Here is a 24,657-nt window from a genome sequence, read left to right on the forward strand (position 1 = left end):
GCGACCGGAACTGATCGATGCAAGTGCATGAACCGATCCAATTTGGAAACGCTGTGTTTCTGAAACCGTCGCCCAAAACAATCGGGCCGCCAAGCGGCGGCCCGATCTTTCGTGCAAATCTGCAAAAGGGTTCAGATCGTCGGATTCCACGCCGACGAGATCAGAAGATCACGAAGATTTATTCGGATTGATGAGGAATTTTTCGCCGGTGGCGCGTTTGGCGTACACCGCGATGTTGGCGGGATCGAGCGCTTCCTGAAGCGACACCACCTTGGTGTAGTGGCTGGCGAAGGTGGTCTTCAATTCACTCACGACACGCTGACGCAGCCGTCCGATGTCGGCAGGACCGATCTTCTGCAGGAACGGGGTCAAGAGCCAGCCGCCGACGCCCCAGGCCATGCCGAAGCCGCGCGGCAATTCGATCGGACGGATATCGAGTGCGCCATAGACATAGACCTGCTTGTGCACGCTGGAGCCGTAACGGCTATATTCCTTCGCGGTCTTGTTGATCGCGATTTCCATGCAGTTGAGGATGTCGCCGGCGAGCTTGCCGCCGCCGATGGCATCGAAGGCGATGGTGGCGCCGGTCTCGACCAGCGCGGCCGTGAGATCGTCGAGGAAATCAGGCACGCTTGAATCGACAACGTATTTGGCGCCGATCTTCTTCAGGATCTCCGCCTGCTCCTTGCTGCGGACGATGTTGACGAGCCCGATGCCGTCCTTGATGCAGATCTTGTTCAGCATCTGACCGAGATTGGACGCGGCTGCCGTGTGCACCAGGGCCTTATGGCCTTCGCGCCGCATCGTCTCGGTCATGCCGAGCGCAGTGAGCGGATTGACGAACCAGGACGCGCCCTCTGCCGCCGTCGTGCCCTCGGGCAGCGGCTGACAGTCCCTCGCCTTCAGTGTCCGGTACTGCGCGTACATGGCACCGCCGATCATCGCGACCGTCTTGCCCATCAACGCCTTCGCAGCATCCGACGAGCCGGTCCTGATGACGACGCCCGCGCCCTCATTGCCGACCGGCAAGGATTGGTCGAGCCGCGCCCCCATCGCGCGCATCGCACCGTCAGGCACTTTTGCGGTGATGACGGGCGCCTGCTTGGTACCGGACGCCTTGGCTGTGCTCATATCGGCGGCGCCGACGAGCAGGCCAAGGTCGGAGGGGTTGATCGGCGCCGCCTCGATGCGGACGACGACCTCGTCGTCCGCGGGCTCGGGGGTCGGCACGTCGACGAGCGAGATCTCGAGCTCACCGCCTGTCTTGATCAGCGAACGCAGTTGCAGTCCGGTCTTGCCGTCGCTCATGTCGATCCTCCCCTGTCCTTGTTCAAGCGCTGGCTTATGCCAGCGCCTTCAGTGCCGCCTTGCCGCCGTAGAGCGCCTGCTTGCCGAGCTGCTGCTCGATCCGGAGGAGCTGGTTGTATTTGGCGGTGCGATCGGAACGTGCAAGGGAGCCGGTCTTGATCTGACCGCAATTGGTGGCGACCGCGAGGTCGGCGATGGTGGAATCCTCGGTCTCGCCCGAGCGGTGCGACATCACCGAGGTGTAGCCGGCCTTGTGCGCCATCTCGACGGCGGCGAGCGTCTCGGTCAGCGTGCCGATCTGGTTGACCTTGATCAGGATCGAATTGGCACGGCCGGCCTTGATGCCTTCGGCGAGGCGCTTGACGTTGGTGACGAAGAGGTCGTCGCCGACGAGCTGGCACTTCTTGCCGATGAGATCAGTGATCTCCTTCCAGCCGTCCATGTCGTCTTCCGACATGCCGTCCTCGATCGTGACGATCGGATAGCGGCCGACCAGGTCTGCAAGATACCTGGCCTGCTCGGAGACCGAACGGGTCTTGCCCTCGCCTTCATAGACGTACTTGCCGTCCTTGAAGAACTCGGTCGAGGCGCAGTCGAGGCCGATCACGATGTCGGTCCCTGCCCTGTAGCCGGCCTTGCCGATGGCGTTCATGACGAATTCGAGCGCGGCGTCCGCCGACGGCAGGTTCGGGGCGAAGCCGCCCTCGTCGCCGACATTGGTATTGTGACCGGCCTTCTTCAGCTCCGACTTCAGGGTGTGGAACACTTCCGCACCGTAGCGCAGGCCCTCGGCGAAGGAGGACGCACCCACGGGCAGGATCATGAACTCCTGGAAGTCGATCGGATTGTCGGCGTGCACGCCGCCATTGATGATGTTCATCATCGGCACCGGCAGCAGCCGCGCCGAGGTGCCGCCGACGTAGCGATACAGCGGCATGTCGAGCGAGTTCGCGGCCGCCTTGGCGCAGGCGAGCGACACGCCGAGGATGGCGTTGGCGCCGAGCCGGCTCTTGTTCGGCGTGCCGTCGAGGTCGATCATGATCTGGTCGATCTGGGCCTGCTGCTCGACATCGAGACCGCTCAGGGCCTCAAAGATCTCGCCATTGACGGCGCCGACCGCCTTGGTGACGCCCTTGCCGAGATAACGGGCCTTGTCGCCGTCGCGCAACTCGACCGCCTCATGGGCGCCGGTCGAGGCGCCGGACGGCACGGCGGCGCGGCCGAGCGCGCCATCCTCCAGCACGACGTCGACCTCGACGGTGGGATTGCCGCGGCTATCGAGTATTTCGCGTCCGATGATATCGATGATGGCGGTCATGATGTGCACTTCCGTTCGTTGGAGCTGATCGGTTCGCCGCGGGTCTTACACGGAGCGCAAGCAAATGTGAACGCTTGGGCGAGCCGGTTCGACTGACGCGCGAAGAGCCTCGGATTATGCTCCGCGGCATCTGGTCCGCGCGTCCAACCTCAATCTGAAACAGTCGGGGTAACGCCATGAATCGCCGCCAGTTTCTTACTTCGAGCGCAGCCCTCCTCGCAACCCGCCCCAGTGTTGCCCTGGAAGGCCCGTTCCGGACGAAATATTTCCCGATAAGCCCGGGCATCGGCCTGCACGATCTCGCCCCCGCCCCAGACGGCACGGTCTGGTTCACCGCACAGGGCACGGGCATGCTCGGCCGGCTGGACCCGAAGGATGGCACCTTGAAGACGGTCAGCCTCGGCGACGGCGCCGCTCCGCACGGCGTGACCATCGGCCCCGACGGGGCGCCCTGGATCACCGAGGGCGGCCAGAACGCGATCGCGCGCGTCGATCCGTCCGACCTCAAGGTCACGCTGTTCCGTCTGCCCGAAAAGTTCGCCGACGCCAATCTCAACACCGGTGTGTTCGACAGAGCCGGCACCTACTGGTTCACCGGCCAGTCCGGCTATTACGGCCGCCTCGCGCCGCGATCCGGCGCGATGGACGTCTTCAAGGCGCCCAAGGGTGTCGGTCCCTACGGCATCGCTGTGACACCTAAGGGCGATGTCTGGTACGCCTCGCTCGCCGGCAGCTACATCGCGAAGATCGATCTCGCAAGCGGCCACGCCAATGTCGTCGAGCCGCCGACCCCAGGCCAGGGCTCGCGGCGAGTCTGGTCGGATTCGAAGAGCCGGATCTGGGTCAGTGAATGGAACAGCGGCCATGTCTCGGTCCATGATCCCGCAGACGGCTCCTGGAAAACCTGGAAGCTGCCGGGCGAGCATCCCCGCACCTACGCCGTCTATGTCGACGACAGGGACAAGGTCTGGCTGACGGACTTTTCCGCCAACGCGATTGTCCGTTTCGATCCCGTGACTGAGCAGTTTAACGTGTTCGCCAGCGACAAGGCCAATGCCAATGTCCGCCAACTCGACGGCAGGCCGGGCGAACTCTGGGGCTGCGAGTCCGGCAACGACCGGATTGTGCTGATTCAGACAACCGCCGCTGGTTGACGGCGGCAGCGTTTGCGTCCATCCCGACGTCTGCGAAAGGACGTTATGATGGCGAAAAAATCCCTCCAGCTGGGCCGCGCGGTCGAGTGGCCGCACACACCGGAAGAAGCCCAGCTCGACCGCATGCCCAATCCGCAAAAGGATACGGATTATCTGGTCCGTTTCACCGTGCCGGAATTCACCTCGCTCTGCCCGGTGACCGGCCAGCCCGATTTCGCCCATCTGATGATCGACTACGCACCCGGCCAATGGCTGCTGGAGTCGAAATCGCTGAAACTCTACATTGCGAGCTTCCGCAACCACGGCGCCTTCCACGAGGACTGCACCGTGATGATCGGCAAGCGCATCGCCGCAGAGATCAAGCCAAGATGGCTCCGCATCGGCGGCTATTGGTATCCGCGCGGCGGTATTCCGATCGACGTGTTCTGGCAGACCGGCCGCGTGCCGAAAGGCCTGTGGGTGCCCGAGCAAGGCGTCGCACCCTATCGCGGCCGGGGCTAGTTGGAGACCAATGACGTTGACGTCGAACAAGAGGCCGCGCCCTGATCAAATTCCTCGCGTCCCCCACGGCCCGCGAGGCGATCATCGCCAGCGGCATGGAGCCGGTCTCGGCTGACGGAGCGAAATAACGCGTCGCAGCCGACAGGAGTGGCAGCGACTACGGCACGACCAATACCGGCACGCTTCCGTTGACGAGAACTTCGGACGTCTGACTTCCCAGAAACAGCTTCCTGAGGCCGCGACGCCCATGAGAAGCCATGACAATCAAATCGCAGCTTCTGGACTTTGCCGTTTCGACAATCGCGGTGGCTGGGTGCGCATTCGGAATGTGTAAGAGTTCGACCGACAGCCCGCTCCGCTCGGCCATGGCTCGAGCTTGATCGAGCACTTTGCCTGCCCGCTCCTTGCAGGCCGCGTCAAAGCTAGCAATCTCTCCCTGCGAAGGAATCCATCCCGAGTCGTGTCCGCCGCCATAATCGATCGGCAGCGGTTCAGTCACGGTGACGATTGTCGCCTTGGCATTCAAGGCCTTTGCGAGAGCAATTCCATGCTCGACGCCCCTTCTTGCGACATCCGAACCATCGGTGCTCAAGAGGATATTGGCGTACATTCGGTGGCTCCTTGCTGCTCGCCCCCGCACGTGATGCTCCCGAATATGGTCCGATCCCGGGCTCCGGTCTATCGGCTTTTATCTCAATCTCGATATCTATGTTGCGCATCACGGTCGAGCGGCTTCGCTCTACTGAGCGAACGGTGAGACTTGGTTTAAGATTGAAGGGATTGCGCTGCCGTTCGAATTCAATACTTTCGTCAGGCCCGCGCGTCCGACGGTGCCCGCGGCTTGAGCAGCGCAGCGCAGGCAAGGCCGAGCAGCACCATGAGCACGGCACTCGCGACCAGGGTCGGCCCCTTGCCCGTGTGCGCAAGCCCGAACCCGTAGGCGAGCGGACCGACCGTCTGGCCCATGAAGAAAAAGAACGAGTGCAGCGACATCGCTGTCGCCCGCGCCTCAACCGACAGCTCGCTGGCGAACACCTGCAAGCAGCCATGGATCATGTAGAAGCCCCAGCCCATCAGCAGCATGATGGCGAATTGGACCTTCCAGCCGGGCCCGAATGCGAGTGCCGCGAGCTGGAGCGCGACGAGGCTCGCACCCGCGATCATCATGCCCTTGACGCCCAGTCGCGGCAGGAAGCGTGAGACCGTGAACGTGTAGAAGAGACCGCCGACCGCGAAACCCGCGATCACGATCCCCGCGATCGACAGCGAGGTCTCGCCGAGATCGAACAGCAAGGCGGCGATGAAGGGAAACAGGCCGAACACGCAGCAGCCCTCGACGAACACGGCAGAATAGCAATAGCGCGCGTTGGGATTGGCGAGGATGGTGCGATAGCCCTGCCGCAACGTCTTCAGATCGCTCTTCGGCGGTGCCGTCAGCGCGGCCCCGCGAAAGCCCGCCGCGACCGCGATGGCCGCGATCAGCCCGAGCGCGCCGATGATCACGAGCACGCCGCGCCAGCCGACGAGATCGCCGATGATGCCCGAGGCGGTCGCGCCGAGCAGATTGCCGGTCATCGAACCCGCCAGCGTGCGCCCGATCGCCACCTGCCGTTTCGCCGGCGCGACGAGATCGGCGGTGAGGCCGAGCGCAACCGGAAACACCCCGCCGGAGGCGATGCCCGCGAGCATGCGGCTCGCGAACAGACCCGAGAACGATGTGGAAAGCGCGCCCAGAATGCAGGCGACGCCGAGCAGCGCCAGGCACAGCGTCATCAGCCGCGCCTTGCCGAACAAGTCGGCCGCCGCGCCGACGATCGGCTGGATCAGCGCGTAGATCAGCGCATAGCCGGCCGCGATGCTCGCCGCCGTCGTGATGCTGATCGAAAATTCTTCCGCAACATGCGGCAGCACCGGATCGAGCGCGCGCGTCGACAACGCAGCGGAGAAGCTGGCGAGCGCGATGATATTGATCGCAGGCGGAAATTTTTGATCGTATGCCGGCCTGGCGACGGGCTCGTGCATCAGCGCGCAGAACCCTTGGCAAGCGTATCGAACGCCATCAGGGTGCGGATCAGCCCTTCGAACTCACGCAGCGGCACCATGTTCGGGCCGTCGGAAGGCGCGCAATCCGGATCGGGGTGAGTCTCGATAAAGACGCCGGCGACGCCGACGGCCACGGCCGCGCGCGCCAGCACCGGCACGAATTCGCGCTCGCCGCCGGAAGAAGCGCCCTTCCCGCCCGGCTGCTGCACCGAATGGGTGGCATCGAAGATCACGGGCGAGCCGGTCGTGCGCGCCATGATGGGCAGCGCGCGCATGTCGGAGACCAGCGTGTTGTAGCCGAAGGAGGCACCGCGCTCGGTGACGAGCACGTTGGGATTATTGGCGCTGGTGATCTTGCTCACGACATTCGTCATGTCCCAGGGCGCCAGGAATTGCCCCTTCTTGACGTTGACCACCTTGCCGGTTGCCGCCGCGGCGAGCAGCAGATCGGTCTGCCGGCACAGGAAGGCCGGGATCTGCAAGACGTCGACGGCCTGCGCCACGTCGGCGCATTGCGCGGCATCGTGCACGTCGGTCAGCACGGGCAAGCCCAGCGAGGAACGGATCTCGGCGAAGATCGGCAGCGACTGCGCCAAGCCAAGGCCGCGCGCCGCCGACGCGCTGGTGCGGTTGGCCTTGTCGAAGGAAGTCTTGTAGACGAGGCCGATCTTCAGCCGCGCGGCGATCTCCTTCAGCGCGGAGGCGACCTCCAGCGCATGCTGGCGGCTTTCGAGCTGGCACGGCCCGGCAATGATCGAGATCGGCAGATCATTGCCGAATTCGACCGTGCCAACGCTGACGACCGGGGCCGCGGATGATGAAGAGCTCAAGGCCAATTCCCTCGTTTTGCCGCGACCATAGCCGCGATGAGGGGCCGATCAACCCGATTCGGCCCGGGCTGCCAGAATATCAGGGTTGCGCGAGGGGTCCCCGTCGCAACCCATTGCAACCCTTGCCGGACGGGCGCTATTTGACCGACGAGAAGGCGGTCGGCGTCAGCAGCTGGCTGACGATGTTACCGACGATCTGGCCGTCCGCTTCGCTCTCGGCGCGCGCCTTCATCCAGTCCGGGTCGGTCATGAACTTGCCCCACTTCGCCTCGCGATCGGCAAGCGACTCCCAGGCCAGGAAATAGGTCAGCTCCTGGTTGGATTCACCGATCAGCGTAGTGAAGAAGCCGGCCTGGCGGATGCCGTGCTTCTCCCAGACCTTCAGCGTCACCGTCTCGAACCGCTTCAACAGCGCCGGCAGGCGGCCGGGCAGGCAGCGATAGACGCGCATTTCGTAGATCATTGTTGTTTTTCTCCCTGAACAGGTCGGGCGGTTATAGCGATCGGCCCGGAGGCTGTCTTGAGCCCTGCCCGGCTGCCCCCCGCGGCGTTTCGCGCATGGCTGGTCCTGTTCCCGCAATGCTGCCGCAATGATCGGGTCGCTAGAAGGGTTCAATGGGGTTGAGGTGCCGGATCATGCGGATTTTGCTCGTCGAGGATGAGGCGGAGATGGCGACAGCGCTTTCGTCGGCGCTCAGGCGCTACGATATGGTGGTGGATCACGCCCCCACCCTTGCAGACGCGGAGGAAGCGATTTCCGCCGACGTCCATGCCGCCGTCCTGCTCGACCGCCAGCTTCCCGACGGCGACGGCCTCGCCCTGATCCCGAAGCTTCGCGCCCGCGCCGACGGCGTGCCGATCATCGTCCTGACCGCGCGCGGCGAGCTCGCCGACCGCATCGCCGGGCTCGACAGCGGCGCCGACGATTATCTCGCCAAGCCGTTCGCGGTCGAGGAGTTATTGGCGCGACTGCGTGCGGTGCTGCGGCGGCCAGCGGGCCTGTCTCCGGACGTCATCCGCGCCGGCCGCCTCGCCTTCGATGTCGGCCATCGCGAGGCCAACATCGACGGCCAGCCGTTCGAGCTGCCACGCCGCGAGCTCCTGGTGCTCGAAGCCCTGATCCGCCGGATGGGCCGCACGGTGCTGCGCTCGGCACTCGAAGAGGCCGTCTACAATTTCGACGACGAGATCCAATCGAATGCGCTGGACACCCATGTCTCGCGGCTGCGCCGCAAGCTCACTGATGCCGATGCCGGCGTGGAGATCCACGGCATTCGCGGCGTCGGCTATCTCCTGAAGAAGCTGCCAACCTGAAGAAGCCAACATGAGCAGGCACGACGATCCCTATTGCTTGCGCTCGCGGTTGAGCTGGCGCCTGCTGGCGCTCCAGGCCGCACTGTTGCTGGCGCTGGTTGCCGTCGTCGTCGGCGCGCTCTGTGCCTCAGGATTCGTGGTCGCGGAGCGCGACGAGGACCGCGTCATCGATGTCGTGCAACGCGCGCTCGCACGTAACGCTGACGGCGAGCTGAGCCTGCGGTCGACGCCCGATTTGACACAGCTGCGTGCCGAGACACCGGACCTCTGGTTCCTGGTCCGCGACCGGCAAGGACATTCACTCACCGAAGGTGCCGTGCCGGCGGAATTCGCGGCGATCGGCGGCGGCCTCGACCAGATCAGCCAGGCGCGGCTCGGCTGGCAGATGTTCGAGGACGATCCACGCAAGCCGGCGGCGCGGCTGAAACGCGTCGACACCGATGCCGGCAATGTGCAGATCATCACGGCGACGCAAGGCAGGGTGACCGGCGCCAAGGCGCTGTTCATGACCTCGCTGGCCTTTCTCGGCATCGCCCTGCCCGGCCTGCTCGTGATGGGCACCGCGACCTTCATCGCGACGCCGATCATCGTGCAACGTGCCTTCCGGGGGTTGGATGCGACCGCGAATCAGGCGCGGCGCATCGACATCCATCAGCGCGGTGCGCGGCTGTCGGTGGAGAATATTCCGCTGGAGGTCGTGCCGCTGGTCGCCGCGATCAACGACGCGCTGGCGCGGCTCGACCAGGGCTATGCCCGTCACAAGCGCTTTGTTGCGGATGCCGCGCACGAACTGCGCACGCCAATCGCGATCCTGAACACGCGGCTGGAATCGCTCCCCTCCGGTCCGGACAAGACCCGGCTGCTGGAGGATGCCGCGCGGCTGGCGACGCTCGCCGAGCAATTGCTCGACATCCAGCGACTCGACCGCTGCGGTCATCCCTTCACGCGCGTCGACCTCGTCGCGATGGCGCAAAGCGCGGCTGCCGACCTCGCGCCGCTCGCGATCGCCGCGGGCTACGAGCTGGAGCTCGATGCGCCGGCGACACCGATCGAGACGATCGGCGATGCGGCCGCGCTGGAGCGCGCGCTGACCAATCTCGTGCAGAACGCGATCCAGCACGGCCCTCGCCGCGGCACGATCGGCATTCGCGTGAGCAAGCCCGCCTGCATCGAGGTCACCGACGAAGGCGCCGGTATTCCCGCCGATCAACGCGAGCAGATCTTCGAGCCGTTCTACCGGCTCACCCCACTCGATCGCGGCGCCGGCCTCGGTCTCAACATGGTGCGCGAGATCGTGCTCCTGCATGGCGGCCAGGTCTCGGTCACCGACGGCGCGGACGGCGGCACCTGCTTCAGAATGACGCTGCGGCCAGGCCCGCAGATTTGATCCAATCCGCGTTCGCAGTTCACCGCGCAATGCTGTCGCAATCCACTCCCGCGACAGTGCATCCGCCTCACCTCTGATCCCAAGAGGTGCCATCGAGATGCCGGAGTGCGCATGCCCAACGATTTCCTGTCCTTTTTCCTGTCCTGGATGTCTTCGCCGCGTCGGGTCGGCGCCATCGCACCATCGGGCGCGGCGCTCGCCGATCTCATCACGCGCGAGATCACCGGAAAGACCGGCCCGATCCTCGAGCTTGGTCCCGGCACCGGCGCGTTCACCTACAAGCTCTTGAAGCGCGGCGTCAGGCCACAGGATCTCACGCTGATCGAATACGGCTCGGACTTCATGAGGCTCCTGCAAATGCGCTTTCCCGGCGCGCGCGTGCTGTGGATGGATGCGGCACGGCTGGCGACGGAGCGGCTCTATGACGGTGCGCCCGTCGGCGCCGTCGTGAGCGGCCTGCCGCTGCTCAACATGTCGACGCGCAAGGTCGTCTCGATCCTCGGTGGCGCATTCAGCTATGTCCGCCCCGGCGGCGCCTTCTACCAATTCACCTATGGCTTGAGCTGCCCGATCCCGCGTCCGGTGCTCGATCGTCTCGGCCTGCGCGCGACGCTGGTGGATCGCGCCTTCCTGAACGTGCCGCCGGCCGCCGTCTACAAGCTGACGCGACGGCCGCAGATGAAGCTCGTCACGGGAATGCTTGCGCCTGATGCGTCAACGCCACTGACGCCTGAGCAAATGCAGCTCGAACACGCCTCAACTGCCGCGTCTTGAGCGCGCGTGGAGATCGACACGGCTCTACAGGACAGTCAAGATGGCAAGGAAGCGGCGATCGCGAGTTCAGATTGCCGCCAGCTCCTGTACGCCTCATGCCCGGGTGACGTGAGCAGCAACACAAACCCAGCGGCCACCACGACGCGCCCAGCTGTCGGTGTATCGCCCGAAGCCGGCCGATCCGTCGGCCTTGGTGTACGTCGTCCGCGCATGGATGATTGCCATGTCACCCATGATCCGGATCCGCGCGTCCTCATATCCCAGATTCGATATGGTAACGGGCTTCGCGATCTGTTCAATGAACCCTGCACGGTCGACCACTGATCCGTCAGGGTTGCTGTTGAGGAAATCATCACTCAGGTGCTCGCTGAACCAATCAACATCCTTCATGGCGACCGAGCGCATATAGCCGCCGTTAAGATGCGTCAGTGCGTTCATGTCCCTTGCCGACGGTCGATCCTCCAGATCGGACTTGATTGCAACGCAATCGACTTCCACGTCGAATTCACCCGGCCAGGAGGGCACCGTCAGAAAAATGCGCGCAGGTGGCGAGACGGGAAAATAGCGTTGGTACACCTCGTTGAATGCATCGAAGTTCGAGCTTTCAGGTGTGCAGTAGACGTTGCATTTCACGACCTGCTGCAACGAAGAGCCGGCAACCTCCAGACAGAGCTTCATCTGGTCGAGCACGATCTCGACCTGCTTCACGAACGGCAATCGCTTGACCTCGCCGGTGACTGGATCAAATGGCGGCAGGCCCGATACATAAACCGCCTCGCCGGCGACGATGACCGGACAGACCGGTCCCTTCCGCCGTCGCTCCAGAAAGGTGGAAAGGGGTTCAACTCTGATGGGTTCGCGTTTCACGATCGCCTCCTCGGGTCTGTTGATCAGATGGACCGGACCTGCCCCCCTGTCGCATCTCACGTGTTGATTGTCTCCATCTCGGAGTTTGGCGCGCGCCGAACTCTCGCCGCTTGTTGTCCTGGCGCGAACAATGATACGGAAAGCCATGTCTGCATCGGCAAATATGGTCGAGATCGCAGCGCTCGTCGGCGATACGGCGCGCGCGACCATGTTGTCAGCGCTGATGGGCGGCCAATCCCTGACAGGAAGCGAGCTGGCGTTCCTTGCGGGGGTTTCGCGGCCGACGGCCAGTGAGCACCTGTCCAAGATGGTCGAGGCCCGGCTGATCTCGGTGACCAAGAAGCGCAGCTTTCGGTACTACCAAATCTCATCACCGCTGGTCGCAAGCATGCTCGAAGCCATGAAGCTGGTGGCTGCTCTCGAAGTTCCCCAGCGATATCTACCTCGATCGGCGCGCGACAACGCGCTGCGGCTCGGTCGCACGTGCTACGACCACTTGGCGGGCAGATTGGGCGTTGCAATTGCGGACTCTCTCATCGCCTGCGGCTGCGTCGTGCTTGGCCCAGATGGTGGCGACGTCACTGATGCAGGCGCGAAGGTCTTGACGAAGTTTGGGGTCGAGTTGAGCCGAACGCGCCCGGGCAAGCGCATCTTTTGCAGACCATGCCTCGACTGGAGCGAACGGCGGTACCATATCGCCGGTCACGTCGGAGCTGAAATCCAGCGACGCTGCATGGAGCTCAACTGGCTGATCCGGGTGAATGACACACGGGCGGTGCAAGTCACGAGCGCGGGCGAGATTGGTCTTTGCGATACCTTCGGCCTGGATGCCCTGAGTCTTCAAATCGAGCCGCCGGCCGTCAGGACCGGAACGTGAGCACCCGGCTCCACTGAGCGCCGCACGAACGGCCGGGATTCCCTGCGTTCCTACACCAACCGACTCTGCACCATTGCGGCCCGGATGAACGACGCGAACAGCGGGTGCGGCTCGAACGGCCGCGACTTCAGCTCGGGGTGGAACTGGACGCCGATGAACCAGGGGTGATCCTCGTACTCGACGATCTCCGGCAGCACGCCGTCGGGCGAGAGGCCGGAGAATTTCAGGCCGTGCTGCTCGAGGCGGTCCTTGTAGGCGGTGTTGACCTCGTAGCGATGGCGGTGGCGTTCCGAAATCTCGGTCGCGCCGCCATAGACCTCCGAGACGCGGCTGCCGCGATTGAGCGCGGCGGGATAAGCGCCAAGCCGCATCGTGCCGCCGAGATCGCCGGCCTGCGAGCGCTTCTCGAGCTCATTGCCGCGCAGCCATTCCGTCATCAGGCCGACCAGCGGCTCCTTGGTCGGACCGAACTCGGTGGAGTTGGCCTCCTCGATGCCGACGAGGTTTCGCGCGGCCTCGATCACCGCCATCTGCATGCCGAAGCAGATGCCGAAATACGGCACGTCGCGCTCGCGCGCGAACTGCGCCGCCTTGATCTTGCCTTCCGCGCCGCGCTGGCCGAAGCCGCCCGGCACCAGGATGCCGTTGACATGCTCGAGGAACGGCGCCGGATCTTCCTTCTCGAAGATCTCGCTCTCGATCCAGTCGAGATTGACCTTCACCTTGTTGGCGATGCCGCCATGCGAGAGCGCCTCGATCAGCGACTTATACGCATCCTTCATGCCGGTGTATTTGCCGACGATGGCGATGGTGACATCGCCCTCGGGATTACGGATGCGCTCGTTGATCTGGTGCCAGCTCTTGAGCACCGGCGGGATGCGCGATTCGATGCCGAAGGCGGCGAGCACTTCGTCGTCGAGGCCCGCCGCGTGATAGGCTTCGGGGACGGCATAAATGCTGTCGGCGTCGCGCGCCTCGATCACGGCGCTCTCGCGCACGTTACAGAACAGGCCGAGCTTGCGCCGCTCTTCCTTCGGGATCTCGCGATCGGTGCGGCAGAGCAGGATGTCCGGCTGGATGCCAATCGAACGCAGCTCCTTCACCGAGTGCTGCGTCGGCTTCGTCTTTAGTTCGCCCGCGCTCGGGATATACGGCAGCAGCGTCAGGTGAATGTAGATGGCGTGATCGCGCGGCAGCTCGTTCTTGAGCTGGCGGATCGCCTCGAAGAACGGCAGGCCCTCGATGTCGCCGACGGTGCCGCCGATCTCGACCAGCACGAAGTCGTAATCGTCATTGCCGGAGAGGACGAATTCCTTGATCGCGTTGGTGACGTGCGGCACCACCTGGATGGTCGCGCCGAGATAATCGCCGCGGCGTTCCTTCGAGATGATGTCCTGGTAGATGCGCCCCGTCGTGATGTTGTCCTGCTTCGTCGCAGGTCGCCCGGTGAAGCGCTCGTAGTGACCGAGATCGAGATCGGTCTCCGCGCCGTCATCGGTCACGAACACTTCGCCGTGCTGATACGGCGACATCGTTCCGGGATCGAGATTGAGATAGGGGTCGAGCTTGCGGAGGCGGACCTTGTAGCCCCGGGCCTGCAGCAGGGCGCCGAGTGCCGCTGAAGCCAAACCCTTGCCGAGCGAGGAAACCACGCCGCCGGTGATGAATATGTACCGCGCCATGGGACCTAACCTCTAATCCCTCGAATTCGATTCGCCAAAGCGATTCGTATTCAGCCCCAAAGAATCTGCGGGCCTGTGGGTGAACCAAAACTAAGAGTGGTGACAGAGCCTTGATGGGGGTTGTTGATGCGGGACGCTAGCCACCGCCCTGCATGGCCCCCCTGCTTTATTGTGACCGAGGCACCTGCGGGCCGCTCGGCGCTGCCGGAGCCTGCTGCTGTTCGTCCGCCTTCTTCAGACTATCCAGAATGCCGCCCGAGGTCGGCGGGGCGATTGGCCCACCACCGGCCGGCTGCGTCTGCGACGCCGGCTGGCCGATGATCGAGGACGGCGCACGGTTGTAGCCGGCGTACCAGGACAGAAAGAGACTGGTCAGGAAGAAGCCGCCGGCGAGGATCGCGGTGGTGCGCGACAACAGATTCGCAGTGCCACGGCTCGACATGAAGCCGGCGCCGCCTCCCATGCCGAGGCCGCCGCCTTCCGACTTCTGGAGCAGAACGGCACCGATCATGACGGCAACGATCATGAGGTGGATGACGACGACAACAGTCTGCATAGTATCCTTCCGTCACAAGCCGACAGCGCCGGTACCGGCAGCCGATCGCGCTTCGCGGGTTTTCCTGAAGTTGCGCGGTGTTACACGATCGGAAGGGGCATTGCCACCCCCGATCGGCCACGGCCGGCGCTTTACACTTAGCTAGGGGCAGCCCTTGGCAATCGCAAGGAAATCGGCCGCTTTCAGGCTGGCGCCACCGACCAGCGCACCGTTGACGTTTTTCACCGCCATCAGCTCGGCCGCGTTCGACGGCTTGACCGAGCCGCCATAGAGAATCCGCATCTTCCCCCCTTCGGCCTTGAACCTGATGGTCAGGAGTTCCCGGATAAAGCCATGAATCTGCTCGACATCCTTGGCTGTGGGGGTCAGGCCTGTGCCGATGGCCCAGACCGGCTCGTAGGCCACGACCAGATTGGCGGCCGTGGAGCCGTCCGGGAGCGAGCCGTTGAGCTGGCCGCGGAGGATGTCCAGGGTCTGGCCGGCATCGCGCTGGGCTTGCGTCTCGCCGACGCAGACGATCGCGACCGCCCCCGCCCGCCAGGCGGCTTCCGCCTTCTGCTGGATCAGGGCGTCGCCCTCGCCGTGGTCGGCGCGGCGCTCGGAGTGGCCGACGATGATGGCGGTCGCACCAGCATCCGCCAGCATTTCGGCCGCGATATCGCCGGTATGGGCGCCGGAGGCCTTGGGGTGGCAATCCTGGGCGCCCAGCCCGACTTGCTTGCCGCGGGCCTTATCGGCAAAGGCCGCGATCAGGGTCGCCGGCGGGCAGACCAGCAGATCGGCCTTACCGGCCACCTCTGCCGCGCCATTGAGCATGGCGTCGAATTCGGCGGCCGCGGCCTTCAGGCCGTTCATTTTCCAATTGCCGGCAATCAGCGGTCGGATGGCATCGGTCATGTCAATTTCCAGCAAAAAGAGGTTTATGCATGCGCTAGCAGAGGTGCCGCGGCAGTTCCAGATTCTTGTTTTGACGCGTTTTCTTGACGCGAACCGGGGTCCACTTCGCTCGAAACCGCTCTGGGGCCTTTAACCGCAGATTCGAAGGGCGGCCTGACCTGAGGTTGCGGGGGGAAAGCCGCCACTTTATGATGGCATATCAATTTGGTGACGCGCTTCTGCGGAATCTGCATTAAGACGCGCTCCCGTTCCCCTCCTACCAAACAAGTTGGACCAAATGCTTCGAGGAATGCGCAAGGCCTCATCAAACTGGGTCGGCAAGACCATTATGGCCGTCGTGATGGGCGTGTTGATCATCAGCTTCGGCGTTTGGGGGATTGCCGACATCTTCCGCGGCTTCGGACAGTCGACCGTGGCCAAGGTCGGCCACACCGAGATTTCGCTGAACGAGTTCCGCCAGATCTATACCGACCGCCTCCAGCAGATCGGCCGCCAGTTCGGCCGCCCGCTGACGCCGGAACAGGCGCGCGCGTTCGGCCTTGACCGCCAGGTGCTGCAGCAGGCGATTGCGGAAGCCGCCCTCGACGAAAACGCGCGCCGGCTCGGGCTCGGCCAGTCTGACGACCAGATCCGCCAGCTCATCATGAACGACCCGAACTTCAAGGGCGTCGACGGCAAGTTCGACCCGAATCGCTTCCAGGGTTTGATCCGTAATTTCGGCTACACCGAGCAACGTTACGTGGCCGAGCAGCGCAAGGTGGCTTTGCGCCGGCAGATCACCGGCACGATCGGTGCCGGCCTTGAGCCGCCGAAGGCGATGCTCGACGTCGCGACGCGCTTCCAGAACGAGCAGCGCGCGATCGAGTTCGTCAGGCTCGACACGGCGCAGGCAGGCACCATCGAGGCGCCCTCGCCCGAGGCGCTCGCCGCCTATTTCGAGGATCACAAGGTCCAGTTCCGCGCGCCCGAATACCGCAAGATCGCCTTCGTCGTGATCTCGCCGGAGGAGATCGCCAAGTGGAGCGACGTCTCCGATGACGACGCTAAGAAACTGTTCGATCAGCGCAAGGACCTGCTCTCCACACCGGAGAAGCGCCAGATCCACCAGATCGTGTTCCCGAACGTCGCCGAGGCGCAGGCCGCGCGCGAGCGCCTCGCCGGCGGGCTCTCCTTCGAGGACCTCGGCAAGGAGCGCGGACTAAGCGCCACCGACGTCGATCTCGGGCTCGTGGCCAAATCCGCACTCGAACCTTCCGTCGGCGATGCCGCCTTCGCGCTTCCCGCAGGCGAGATCAGCCAGCCGATCCAGGGCCGTCTCGGCGTCTCTATCGTCAAGGTCGACAAGATCGAGCCGGGCGTCGAGGCCGACTACGCCAAATTTGCCGGCGACGTGAAGCGCCAGATCGCGACCGAGCGTGCGCGCGTCAAGGTCGGCGAGCTCCGCGACAAGATGGAAGACGAGCGCGGCGCCGGCACCAGCGTCGCCGATGCAGCGCAGAAGCTCGGGCTGACCGCCGTGACCATCGATGCCGTCGACCGCTCCGGTCGCGCGCCGAATGGGCAGACGGTTGCCAACATTCCGCAGGGCCTCGATGTGGTGTCGCAGGCCTTCAACAGCGACGTCGGCGTCGACAACGACCCGATCTCGTTCAAGAACGGCTATGTCTGGTACGACGTGCTCGCCATCACGCCGTCGCGCGACCGCAATCTCGACGAGGTTCGCGACCAGGTCGAGGCGCGCTGGCGCCAGGACCAGATCGCCGCCAAGCTCAAGACCAAGGCGACCGAGATGGTGCAGAAGCTCGAACAGGGCGGCAAGCTCGCTGACGAGGCGGCTGCGATTAACGCCAAGGTCGAGACCGCCAGCGGCTTCAAGCGCGATGATCAGCCGGCCGGCGTGCCCGCAAACATCGTCGCGGCCGCTTTCCGCACTGCCAAGGACGGTGTCGGACAGGCGCCCGTGACCGGCGGCACCGAAGTCATCGTCTTCCGCGTCACCGACATCGTCGAGCCCACGGTCGATACCGCCTCCGACGCCGTCAAGAAGCTGAAGGACAGCATCGACAAGTCGCTGACCGACGAGCAGGTTGCCTCCTACGTCACCAAGCTTGAAGCCGACATCGGGACCACCATTAATCAGGCCGCCTTCGCGCAAGTGACCGGCGCGAACCAGTGAGTTGAAAGCACGCGATGGACGACCTGAAATCGATCATTGGAAAAGTGGCGACCGGCGCCAGCCTGTCGCGTGACGAGGCTGCTTCCGCCTTCGACGCCGTGATGTCCGGCGAGGCCACGCCCTCGCAGATGGGCGGTCTGTTGATGGCGTTGCGCGTGCGCGGCGAGACCGTGGACGAGATCACCGGCGCGGTCACAGCGATGCGCTCGAAGATGCTCACGGTCGACGCGCCCGCTGACGCCGTCGACATCGTCGGCACCGGCGGCGACGGCTCCGGCTCGGTCAACGTCTCGACCTGCGCGTCGTTCATCGTCGCCGGCACTGGCCTGCCGGTCGCCAAGCACGGCAACCGCGCATTGTCGTCGCGCTCGGGCGCCGCCGACGTGCTGGCCTCGCTTGGCGTGAAGATCGACCTCAAGCCCGAGCAGGTCGGGCGGTGCGTGCGCGAATGCGGCATCGGATTCATGTTCGCGCCGGCCCACCACCCCGCGATGAAGAACGTCGGCCCGACCCGGGTCGAGCTCGCCACTCGCACGATCTTCAATCTGCTCGGACCGCTGTCCAACCCCGCCGGCGTGAAGCGGCAGATGGTCGGCGTGTTCTCGCGGCAATGGGTGCAGCCGCTGGCGCAGGTGTTGAAGAATCTCGGCTCCGAATCCGCCTGGGTGGTGCACGGGTCCGACGGGCTGGACGAGATCACCCTCACCGGCCCGACCTTCGTCTCTGCGCTCCACAACGGCGAGATCCGGAATTTCGAGGTGACGCCCGAGGACGCCGGCCTGTCGCGTTGCGAGCCCGGCGCTCTCAAGGGCGCTGATGCCGAAGCCAATGCGATCGCGCTGCAAAGCGTGCTCGACGGCAAGCCGAGCCCCTATCGCGACGTCGCGTTGATCAACGCCGCTGCCGCGCTCATCGTCGCCGGCCGCGCCAAGGACCTGAAGGAAGGCGTTGCGATCGGCGCGAAATCGCTCGACAGCGGCGCGGCGAGCGCGCGGCTGAAGCATCTGATCGCGGTCTCGAACAGCTGAGCCTGTCATGTCTGATATCCTGACCAAGATCGAAGCCTACAAGCGCGAGGAGATCGCTGCGGCCAAGCGCGCGCAGCCGCTCTCCGCGGTCGAGGCGAAGGCCAAGGCGCAAGGAGCACCCCGCGGCTTCGTGCGCGCTATCGGGGCCAAGCACGCCAATGGCGACTATGGGCTGATCGCGGAGGTGAAGAAGGCCTCGCCCTCCAAGGGACTGATCCGCGAAGATTTCGATCCGCCGGTGCTTGCCAAGGCCTATGAGGCGGGCGGAGCGGCCTGCCTGTCGGTGCTGACCGACGCGCCCTCGTTCCAGGGCCATCTCGACTTCATGGTGGCGGCGCGCGCGGCGACCTCGCTCCCCATTCTACGCAAGGATTTTCTGTTCGACACCTATCAGGTCGTCGAGGCGCGCGCACACGGCGCCGACTGCATTCTCATCATCATGGCCGCGCTCGATGACGCCACGGCCAAGGACCTCGAAGACGCAGCAATTGCCTACGGCATGGACGTGCTGATCGAGATCCACGACCGCGCCGAGCTCGACCGCGCGCTGAAGCTGCGCTCGCCGATGATCGGCGTCAACAACCGCAATTTGCGCACCTTCGAGACCACGCTTGCGACCAGCGAGACGCTGGCGCCGCTGATCCCCGCGGAGCGGCTGATGGTCGGCGAGAGCGGCATCTTCACGCCTGCCGATCTGGCGAGGCTCGACCGTGTCGGCATGTCGACCTTCCTGGTCGGCGAGAGCCTGATGCGGCAGGCCGATGTCACCGCGGCCACGCGCACGCTGCTCGCGCGCGAGACCAAGGCCCGCGCCACCGGAACGCGCTGACATGGCGCGCAAGCCGTTCAAGCCCAAGCCTCGAAGGGCCAAGCCGTCGAACAAGGCGAGCCCTGCGCTCACCCATATCGGCGCCTCCGGCGAGGCGCGGATGGTCGACGTCTCGGACAAGGCTGCGAGCGAGCGGCTCGCCGTCGCCGAAGGGCGCGTCGTCATGGCGAAGGCGACGCTCGACCTGATTGTCTCCGGCAACGCCAAGAAGGGCGACGTGCTCGGCACCGCGCGCATCGCCGGAATCATGGCGGCGAAACGCACCTCGGAGCTGATCCCGCTCTGTCATCCGCTCGCGCTGTCGAAAGTCACGGTCGACATCGAGCCCGACGCCAAGCTGCCGGGCTGTGTGGTGCGTGCCAGCGTCAAGGTGACCGGCGCCACAGGCGTCGAAATGGAAGCGCTGACGGCGGTCTCGGTCGCCTGCCTCACCATCTACGACATGATCAAGGCGGTGGAACGCGGCGTCCGGATCGAGGGCATCCATCTCGTCGAGAAGCTCGGCGGCAAGTCGGGCCACTACCGCGCCTGACCACAGCTCCTACTTCAGCGACCCGCTGATCGAGCCGAATTTCGCATTGAGCTTGATGATGGCAAGCGCGATGCCCGCGGCGATCAGGCCGCAGGCAAAACCTGCACGTCTCTTGCACATCTCTCGCCGTACGCATCGATTGCATTTGCGTGTTGCGGTTTATGTCGCGTTAACCGCACTTCCTAACTTCGCCTCCACATCGTTCCCGTAAACCGACGGATGTTATGAGGGGCATGAATTGACCCTGACGTGTGTGCGGCAACGATCAACATGATGACGAAATACGGCAGTCGCCTTTTCGACCAGGCCTTCGTGCGCAGTGGTCCGATCCGCTGGCTGGTGATGGGCGGCATCCTCCTGATCGCGGCGATCGCCATCGGCGCAACGCTGATGGCACAGAATTTCCGGGAGCGTGCGCTGCGCAATTCCGGCCGCGAGCTGGAAAACACCGTGCTGCTGCTCGCCCATCATTTCGATCAGCAATTGCAGGATTTCGCGGTCATCCAGAAGGATTTCGTCGATCACGTCCGCGCCAGCGGAATCACGACCGCGGAGGAGTATCGCAAGCGCCTCTCGGGCGACGACATCCACCGCTTGCTGCGTTCGAAGATCGAGGCGCTGCCCTATATCGGCGGCGTCAACATCATCGATGCCGACGGCAATTTGATCAATTCGTCGACGGCATGGCCCGCTCCGAAGGTGAGCCTCGCCGACCGCGCCTATTATCGCACCTTCCGATACGATCCGCAGGCGCCCGACGTGCTGATCGAACCGGTGCACAGCCGCATCTCCGGCGCCTGGACTATCCTGATCGTGCGCAAGATCATGGGACCGCACGGCGAGTTCATGGGCATCATCGGGCGCGGCATCGAGCCGGCCAATTTCGAGAAGTTCTTCGAGACCGTGATGCTCGGCGACGGCGCGACGATCTCGATGCTGCATCGGGACGGCACATTGCTTGCTCGCTTCCCGCATTCCAGCGAGACGATGGGACACAATTTCAGGAACGGCTCGTTCGAGCAGCAAAAGATCTTCGCGCTTGATCACTTCGCCGGACGCTTCGTGAGCCCGGTCGACGGCGAGGACCGGCTGGTCTCGGCGCGTGCCCTGCCCCACTTCCCGATCCTGATGATGGCGACGACCACGCGCGCGGCGGCGCTTGCCGACTGGCGCGAGCAGATCGGCATCCTGATTTCGGTCGCCGGCGCCTCTGCGCTCGCGATCGCCGGCGTGCTGATCGCGATCGTGCGCAAGCTCCTGGAGCAGCATCGCCTGTCCCGGGAGCGGCTGACGCTGGAGAAGCAGCGCCTCGACCGCGCCGTCAACAACATGACCCAGGGCCTGTTGCTGTTCGACGCCTCGCAGCGGCTCGTGGTCTGCAACCAGCGCTACATCGAAATGTACGGCTTGTCGGCCGAGATCGTGAGGCCCGGCTGCAGTTTTCTCGACATCATCGCCCACCGCAAGGCCATTGGTTCGTTCCCGGGCGACGCGGATCAATATGTCGCGCGTGTGCTGCGCGACATCCACGTGCGCAACTCAATGGTCGTCGACACCAGCGATGGCCGCTCGATCCAGATCGTCAACGAGCCGCTCGGCGACGGCGGCTGGGTGGTGACGCACGAGGACATCACCGATCGCCGGCGCATCGAGGAGCGCATCACCCACCTCGCCCATTACGACGCGCTGACCGATCTTCCCAACCGCGCCATGTTCCACGAGCATCTGCGCGAACAACTCGCCACCGTCGTCGAGGGCGAGGAGCTTGCAGTGCACTACATCGACATCGACGAATTCAAGGGCGTCAACGACGCGCTCGGCCATCTGGTCGGCGACGAACTGTTGAAGTCGGTGGCGGAGAGCCTGCGCGCTTGCGCCGGCCCGACCGATTTCGTGGCGCGGCTCGGCGGCGACGAGTTTGCGATCGTGCAGAGCGGGGTGACCTCACAGGACCAGGTCGACGAGCTCGTAGCGCGGGTTTTCGCGGCGATCCGCACGCCGTTCGACTGCATGGGCCATCATCTCACTACCGACGCCAGCATCGGCATCGCGCTGGCCCCCGGACACGGCACCGCGCTGGACCAGATCCTCAAGAACGCGGACATGGCGATGTACGCGGCCAAATCCGCCGGGCGCCGCACCTACCGTTTCTTCGAGCCGGAGATGGACGCCAAGGTGCGCGAGCGGCGCCAGTTGGAGATCGATCTCCGCCACGCCATCGCCCATGGCGGCCTCGAGGTCTATTACCAGCCCTGCCTCAGCCTGAAGGACGACCGCATCTCCGGCTGCGAGGCGCTGGTGCGCTGGCGCCATCCCGAACGCGGCATGGTTTCGCCGGCCGAGTTCATCCCGATCGCCGAGGATACCGGGCTGATCAACGAGATCGGCGAATGGGTGCTGACTACCGCCTGTCGCGACGCCGCCGGCTGGCCCAACGACATCCGCCTCGCCGTCAATGTCTCGCCGGTGCAGTTCAAGAGCGACACGCTGGCGCTGAAGATCATGGCGGCGCTGGCGGCCTCCAACCTGCCGGCGAGCCGGCTCGAGCTCGAGATCACAGAGGCCGTGCTGATCCGCGACGACGAGACCGCGCTTGCGATCCTGCACCAGCTCCGCGCCATCGGCGTCCGCATCGCGCTCGACGATTTCGGCACCGGCTACTCCTCGCTGAGCTATCTGCACCGCTTCCCGTTCGACAAGATCAAGATCGACCGCTGTTTCGTCAACGACATCGCAGGCCCCGACGGCTCCGCCAGCATCGTGCAGGCCGTGGTCAATCTCGCAAGCGCCCGCCGCATGGCGACCACGGCCGAAGGCGTCGAAACCGAGGAACAGCAGCGGCTGCTGCGCGCGCTCGGCTGCTCCGAGATGCAGGGCTACCTGTTCAGCGCCGCGAAGCCGGCCGACAAGGTCATGGAGCTGTTCGCGCTCCATCGCAGCCGCCTCGCCCAGCGCGACGGCAACGAAAGCCGCCGCCGCGAGGCAAGCTAGGTCCTACGCGCGACTAGGCGACCTTTGCCGCGATGAATCCGGGCTGGGACAGCGCGCCAAAAAACAAAATCGCCCGGGAGTCCATACACTCCCGGGCGATCTCTGAAGGCCGCAAGGACCGATATTTGTTAGTTCGGCACCGCCGTCTTCGGCGCCGGCTTCGCGGCTGCCGCGTTCACGGTGACGCCGTGCAGGAAGTCGTAGGCCGCATGCAGCGCCTTGTCGTCCTTCTCTTCCGGCGGGACATAGGACTGCGATCCGGTCTGTTCGGTACCGTCCGCGGCCTGCAGATGGCCGCGCATCTGGGACTCCGCCATGGTGTCGACACGGCCCTTCAGCTCGGCCGGCACGTCCTGGAGGATCTCGATATCAGGCGCGATGCCCTGGGCCTGGATCGAGCGGCCCGACGGCGTGTAGTAGCGCGCCGTGGTCAGCGCCAGGGCGCCGTTGCCGGTGCCGAGCGGAATGATGGTCTGCACCGACCCCTTGCCGAACGAGCGCGTGCCGATGATCGTGGCACGCTTATGATCATGCAGCGCGCCACCGACGATCTCGGACGCAGAGGCCGAGCCGCCGTTGATCAGGACCACCAGCGGCTTGCCCTTGATGAGGTCGCCGCCATGCGCGGTGAAGCGCTGGGTCTCTTCCGGACTGCGGCCGCGGGTCGAGACGACCTCGCCGCGCTGAAGGAACGCGCTGGACACCGACACGGCCTGGTCGAGCAGGCCGCCCGGGTTGTTGCGGAGGTCGACGACATAGCCGGCGAGCTTCTCCTGCGGAATGTCCTTGGAGATCGAGGCGATCGCCTTCTTCAGGCCATCGGTGGTCTGCTCGTTGAACGATGTGATGCGGATATAGCCGATGTCGCCGTTCTCGACGTGGAAGCGCACCGGGCGCACGTGGATGATCTCGCGCTTGATGGCGACATCGAGCGGGGCGTCGGCGCCCTTGCGCAGGATGGTGAGCTTCGTCTGGGTGTCGACCGGGCCCTTCATCTTGTTGACGGCCTGCTCGAGCGTCATGCCCTGCACCGTGTCGCCATCGATCTTGCTGATGAGGTCACCGGACATGATGCCGGCCTTGGACGCGGGCGTCTCGTCGATCGGCGAGACGACCTTGACCAGGCCCTCCTCCATCGTGACCTCGATGCCGAGGCCGCCGAACTCGCCGGAGGTGGTCTCCTGCATCTCGGTCCAGGCCTTGTCGTTCATGTAGCGCGAATGCGGATCGAGGGAGGTCACCATGCCCGTGATCGCGCCTTCGATCAGCTTTGAATTGTCGGGCTTCTCGACATAGCTCGCCTTCACCCGCTCGAAGACCTCCCCAAACAAATTGAGCCGGGAGTAGGCATCATCCGCGCCCGCCGCCGCCCGTGCCGCCCATAGTCCGCCCTGCGGACCGGATACGAGGAGGGTCAGGCATGCTCCGGTGAGCGCGCCCAGGGGGAACAGCAGGGTTTTCCGCATGGAATGGGTGGCCTTTTCGCTTAGCGGTTCTTTTGAGGCTTGGCAGCCGCCATGCAAATGGCGACCCAGCCCGGTTCTCACAATATCATTCTGGTTTCTTCAAGGCCGGTCTGCCACGCCGGCGGGT

22 protein-coding genes and 1 pseudogene are annotated in these 24,657 nt (G+C 64.6%); 11 read left to right on the top strand and 12 right to left on the bottom strand.

What is annotated here, in order from left to right:
* Positions 1-168 precede the first annotated feature (168 nt).
* Positions 169-1,308 carry a zinc-binding dehydrogenase gene (locus tag YUA_RS0105515; RefSeq protein WP_027529776.1) on the bottom strand — a complete coding sequence of 380 codons (1,140 nt, stop codon included), beginning with the start codon at positions 1,306-1,308 and terminating at the stop codon, positions 169-171.
* A gap of 34 nt (positions 1,309-1,342) precedes the next feature.
* Entirely contained in the window at positions 1,343-2,626 is a 1,284-nt protein-coding gene (eno, locus tag YUA_RS0105520) for a phosphopyruvate hydratase (RefSeq protein WP_027529777.1), read from the bottom strand.
* A 176-nt stretch (positions 2,627-2,802) separates the two neighbouring features.
* On the opposite strand from eno, the gene YUA_RS0105525 reads away from it, so the two are divergent.
* A complete protein-coding gene (locus YUA_RS0105525) occupies positions 2,803-3,780 on the top strand; it encodes a lyase (RefSeq protein ID WP_027529778.1) in 978 nt (325 codons plus the stop codon).
* 48 nt (positions 3,781-3,828) lie between these two features.
* Positions 3,829-4,281, top strand: a complete 453-nt coding sequence (gene queF / locus YUA_RS0105530) for a preQ(1) synthase (protein WP_027529779.1) — start codon at positions 3,829-3,831, stop codon at positions 4,279-4,281.
* A gap of 157 nt (positions 4,282-4,438) precedes the next feature.
* On the opposite strand, the gene YUA_RS0105535 is transcribed toward queF, so the two are convergent.
* From YUA_RS0105535 to YUA_RS0105550, 4 genes are all read right to left on the bottom strand, one after another.
* Positions 4,439-4,891 (bottom strand): universal stress protein, encoded by a 453-nt coding sequence (locus YUA_RS0105535; protein WP_027529780.1) that lies wholly within the window; start codon positions 4,889-4,891, stop codon positions 4,439-4,441.
* A gap of 200 nt (positions 4,892-5,091) precedes the next feature.
* Positions 5,092-6,303, bottom strand: coding sequence for an MFS transporter (locus YUA_RS0105540; RefSeq protein WP_027529781.1), 1,212 nt, complete (start codon positions 6,301-6,303; stop codon positions 5,092-5,094).
* Positions 6,303-7,154 carry a 3-deoxy-8-phosphooctulonate synthase gene (gene kdsA, locus YUA_RS0105545; protein ID WP_027529782.1) on the bottom strand — a complete coding sequence of 284 codons (852 nt, stop codon included), beginning with the start codon at positions 7,152-7,154 and terminating at the stop codon, positions 6,303-6,305. The genes YUA_RS0105540 and kdsA overlap by 1 nt, the downstream gene beginning before the upstream one ends.
* Positions 7,155-7,290: 136 nt before the next feature.
* Positions 7,291-7,617, bottom strand: coding sequence for an NIPSNAP family protein (locus YUA_RS0105550; RefSeq protein ID WP_027529783.1), 327 nt, complete (start codon positions 7,615-7,617; stop codon positions 7,291-7,293).
* 173 nt (positions 7,618-7,790) lie between these two features.
* Between YUA_RS0105550 and YUA_RS0105555 the strand changes: the two genes are divergently transcribed.
* From YUA_RS0105555 to YUA_RS0105565, 3 genes are all read left to right on the top strand, one after another.
* Positions 7,791-8,468, top strand: a complete 678-nt coding sequence (locus YUA_RS0105555) for a response regulator transcription factor (protein WP_027529784.1) — start codon at positions 7,791-7,793, stop codon at positions 8,466-8,468.
* Between the two features lie 10 nt (positions 8,469-8,478).
* Complete coding sequence (locus tag YUA_RS0105560) at positions 8,479-9,855, top strand: HAMP domain-containing sensor histidine kinase (protein WP_027529785.1); 1,377 nt, start codon at positions 8,479-8,481, stop codon at positions 9,853-9,855.
* A 111-nt stretch (positions 9,856-9,966) separates the two neighbouring features.
* Positions 9,967-10,629: a class I SAM-dependent methyltransferase gene (locus tag YUA_RS0105565; RefSeq protein WP_027529786.1), complete on the top strand. Its 663-nt coding sequence runs from the start codon at positions 9,967-9,969 to the stop codon at positions 10,627-10,629.
* A gap of 93 nt (positions 10,630-10,722) precedes the next feature.
* Here YUA_RS0105565 and YUA_RS0105570 read toward each other — a convergent pair whose 3' ends face one another.
* On the bottom strand, positions 10,723-11,067 hold the full coding sequence (locus tag YUA_RS0105570; RefSeq protein ID WP_027530094.1) for a nuclear transport factor 2 family protein: 345 nt from the start codon (positions 11,065-11,067) through the stop codon (positions 10,723-10,725).
* Between the two features lie 36 nt (positions 11,068-11,103).
* Positions 11,104-11,496 (bottom strand): annotated as a pseudogene (locus YUA_RS47870) (RidA family protein); the annotation flags it as partial.
* A 163-nt stretch (positions 11,497-11,659) separates the two neighbouring features.
* Between YUA_RS47870 and YUA_RS43535 the strand changes: the two are divergent.
* Positions 11,660-12,373, top strand: coding sequence for a helix-turn-helix transcriptional regulator (locus tag YUA_RS43535; protein WP_245285110.1), 714 nt, complete (start codon positions 11,660-11,662; stop codon positions 12,371-12,373).
* A 50-nt stretch (positions 12,374-12,423) separates the two neighbouring features.
* On the opposite strand, the gene YUA_RS0105585 is transcribed toward YUA_RS43535, so the two are convergent.
* The 3 genes from YUA_RS0105585 to tpiA all read right to left on the bottom strand — a co-directional run bounded on the left by YUA_RS0105585 (position 12,424) and on the right by tpiA (position 15,508).
* Positions 12,424-14,055, bottom strand: coding sequence for a CTP synthase (locus tag YUA_RS0105585; RefSeq protein WP_027529787.1), 1,632 nt, complete (start codon positions 14,053-14,055; stop codon positions 12,424-12,426).
* A gap of 166 nt (positions 14,056-14,221) precedes the next feature.
* On the bottom strand, positions 14,222-14,611 hold the full coding sequence (gene secG, locus YUA_RS0105590; RefSeq protein WP_027529788.1) for a preprotein translocase subunit SecG: 390 nt from the start codon (positions 14,609-14,611) through the stop codon (positions 14,222-14,224).
* A 141-nt stretch (positions 14,612-14,752) separates the two neighbouring features.
* Positions 14,753-15,508, bottom strand: a complete 756-nt coding sequence (gene tpiA / locus YUA_RS0105595) for a triose-phosphate isomerase (RefSeq protein ID WP_027529789.1) — start codon at positions 15,506-15,508, stop codon at positions 14,753-14,755.
* A gap of 277 nt (positions 15,509-15,785) precedes the next feature.
* Here tpiA and YUA_RS0105600 point away from each other — a divergent pair, with 277 nt between their 5' ends.
* From YUA_RS0105600 to YUA_RS0105625, 5 genes are all read left to right on the top strand, one after another.
* Positions 15,786-17,684, top strand: coding sequence for a SurA N-terminal domain-containing protein (locus YUA_RS0105600; protein WP_027529790.1), 1,899 nt, complete (start codon positions 15,786-15,788; stop codon positions 17,682-17,684).
* 14 nt (positions 17,685-17,698) lie between these two features.
* A complete protein-coding gene (trpD, locus tag YUA_RS0105605) occupies positions 17,699-18,712 on the top strand; it encodes an anthranilate phosphoribosyltransferase (RefSeq protein ID WP_027529791.1) in 1,014 nt (337 codons plus the stop codon).
* Positions 18,713-18,719: 7 nt separating this feature from the next.
* Complete coding sequence (trpC, locus tag YUA_RS0105610; protein ID WP_027529792.1) at positions 18,720-19,541, top strand: indole-3-glycerol phosphate synthase TrpC; 822 nt, start codon at positions 18,720-18,722, stop codon at positions 19,539-19,541.
* 1 nt (position 19,542) lies between these two features.
* Entirely contained in the window at positions 19,543-20,073 is a 531-nt protein-coding gene (gene moaC / locus YUA_RS0105615) for a cyclic pyranopterin monophosphate synthase MoaC (protein WP_027529793.1), read from the top strand.
* Between the two features lie 270 nt (positions 20,074-20,343).
* The gene (locus YUA_RS0105625) at positions 20,344-23,064 is read left to right on the top strand and encodes an EAL domain-containing protein (RefSeq protein ID WP_027529794.1); all 2,721 of its coding nucleotides are present in this window, start codon (positions 20,344-20,346) and stop codon (positions 23,062-23,064) included.
* Between the two features lie 128 nt (positions 23,065-23,192).
* Here the strand turns inward: YUA_RS0105625 and YUA_RS0105630 are convergent, their stop codons facing one another.
* Positions 23,193-24,530 carry a S41 family peptidase gene (locus tag YUA_RS0105630; RefSeq protein ID WP_027529795.1) on the bottom strand — a complete coding sequence of 446 codons (1,338 nt, stop codon included), beginning with the start codon at positions 24,528-24,530 and terminating at the stop codon, positions 23,193-23,195.
* Positions 24,531-24,657 lie beyond the last annotated feature (127 nt).

Source organism: Bradyrhizobium sp. WSM3983, assembly GCF_000473045.1.
Lineage (GTDB): Bacteria > Pseudomonadota > Alphaproteobacteria > Rhizobiales > Xanthobacteraceae > Bradyrhizobium.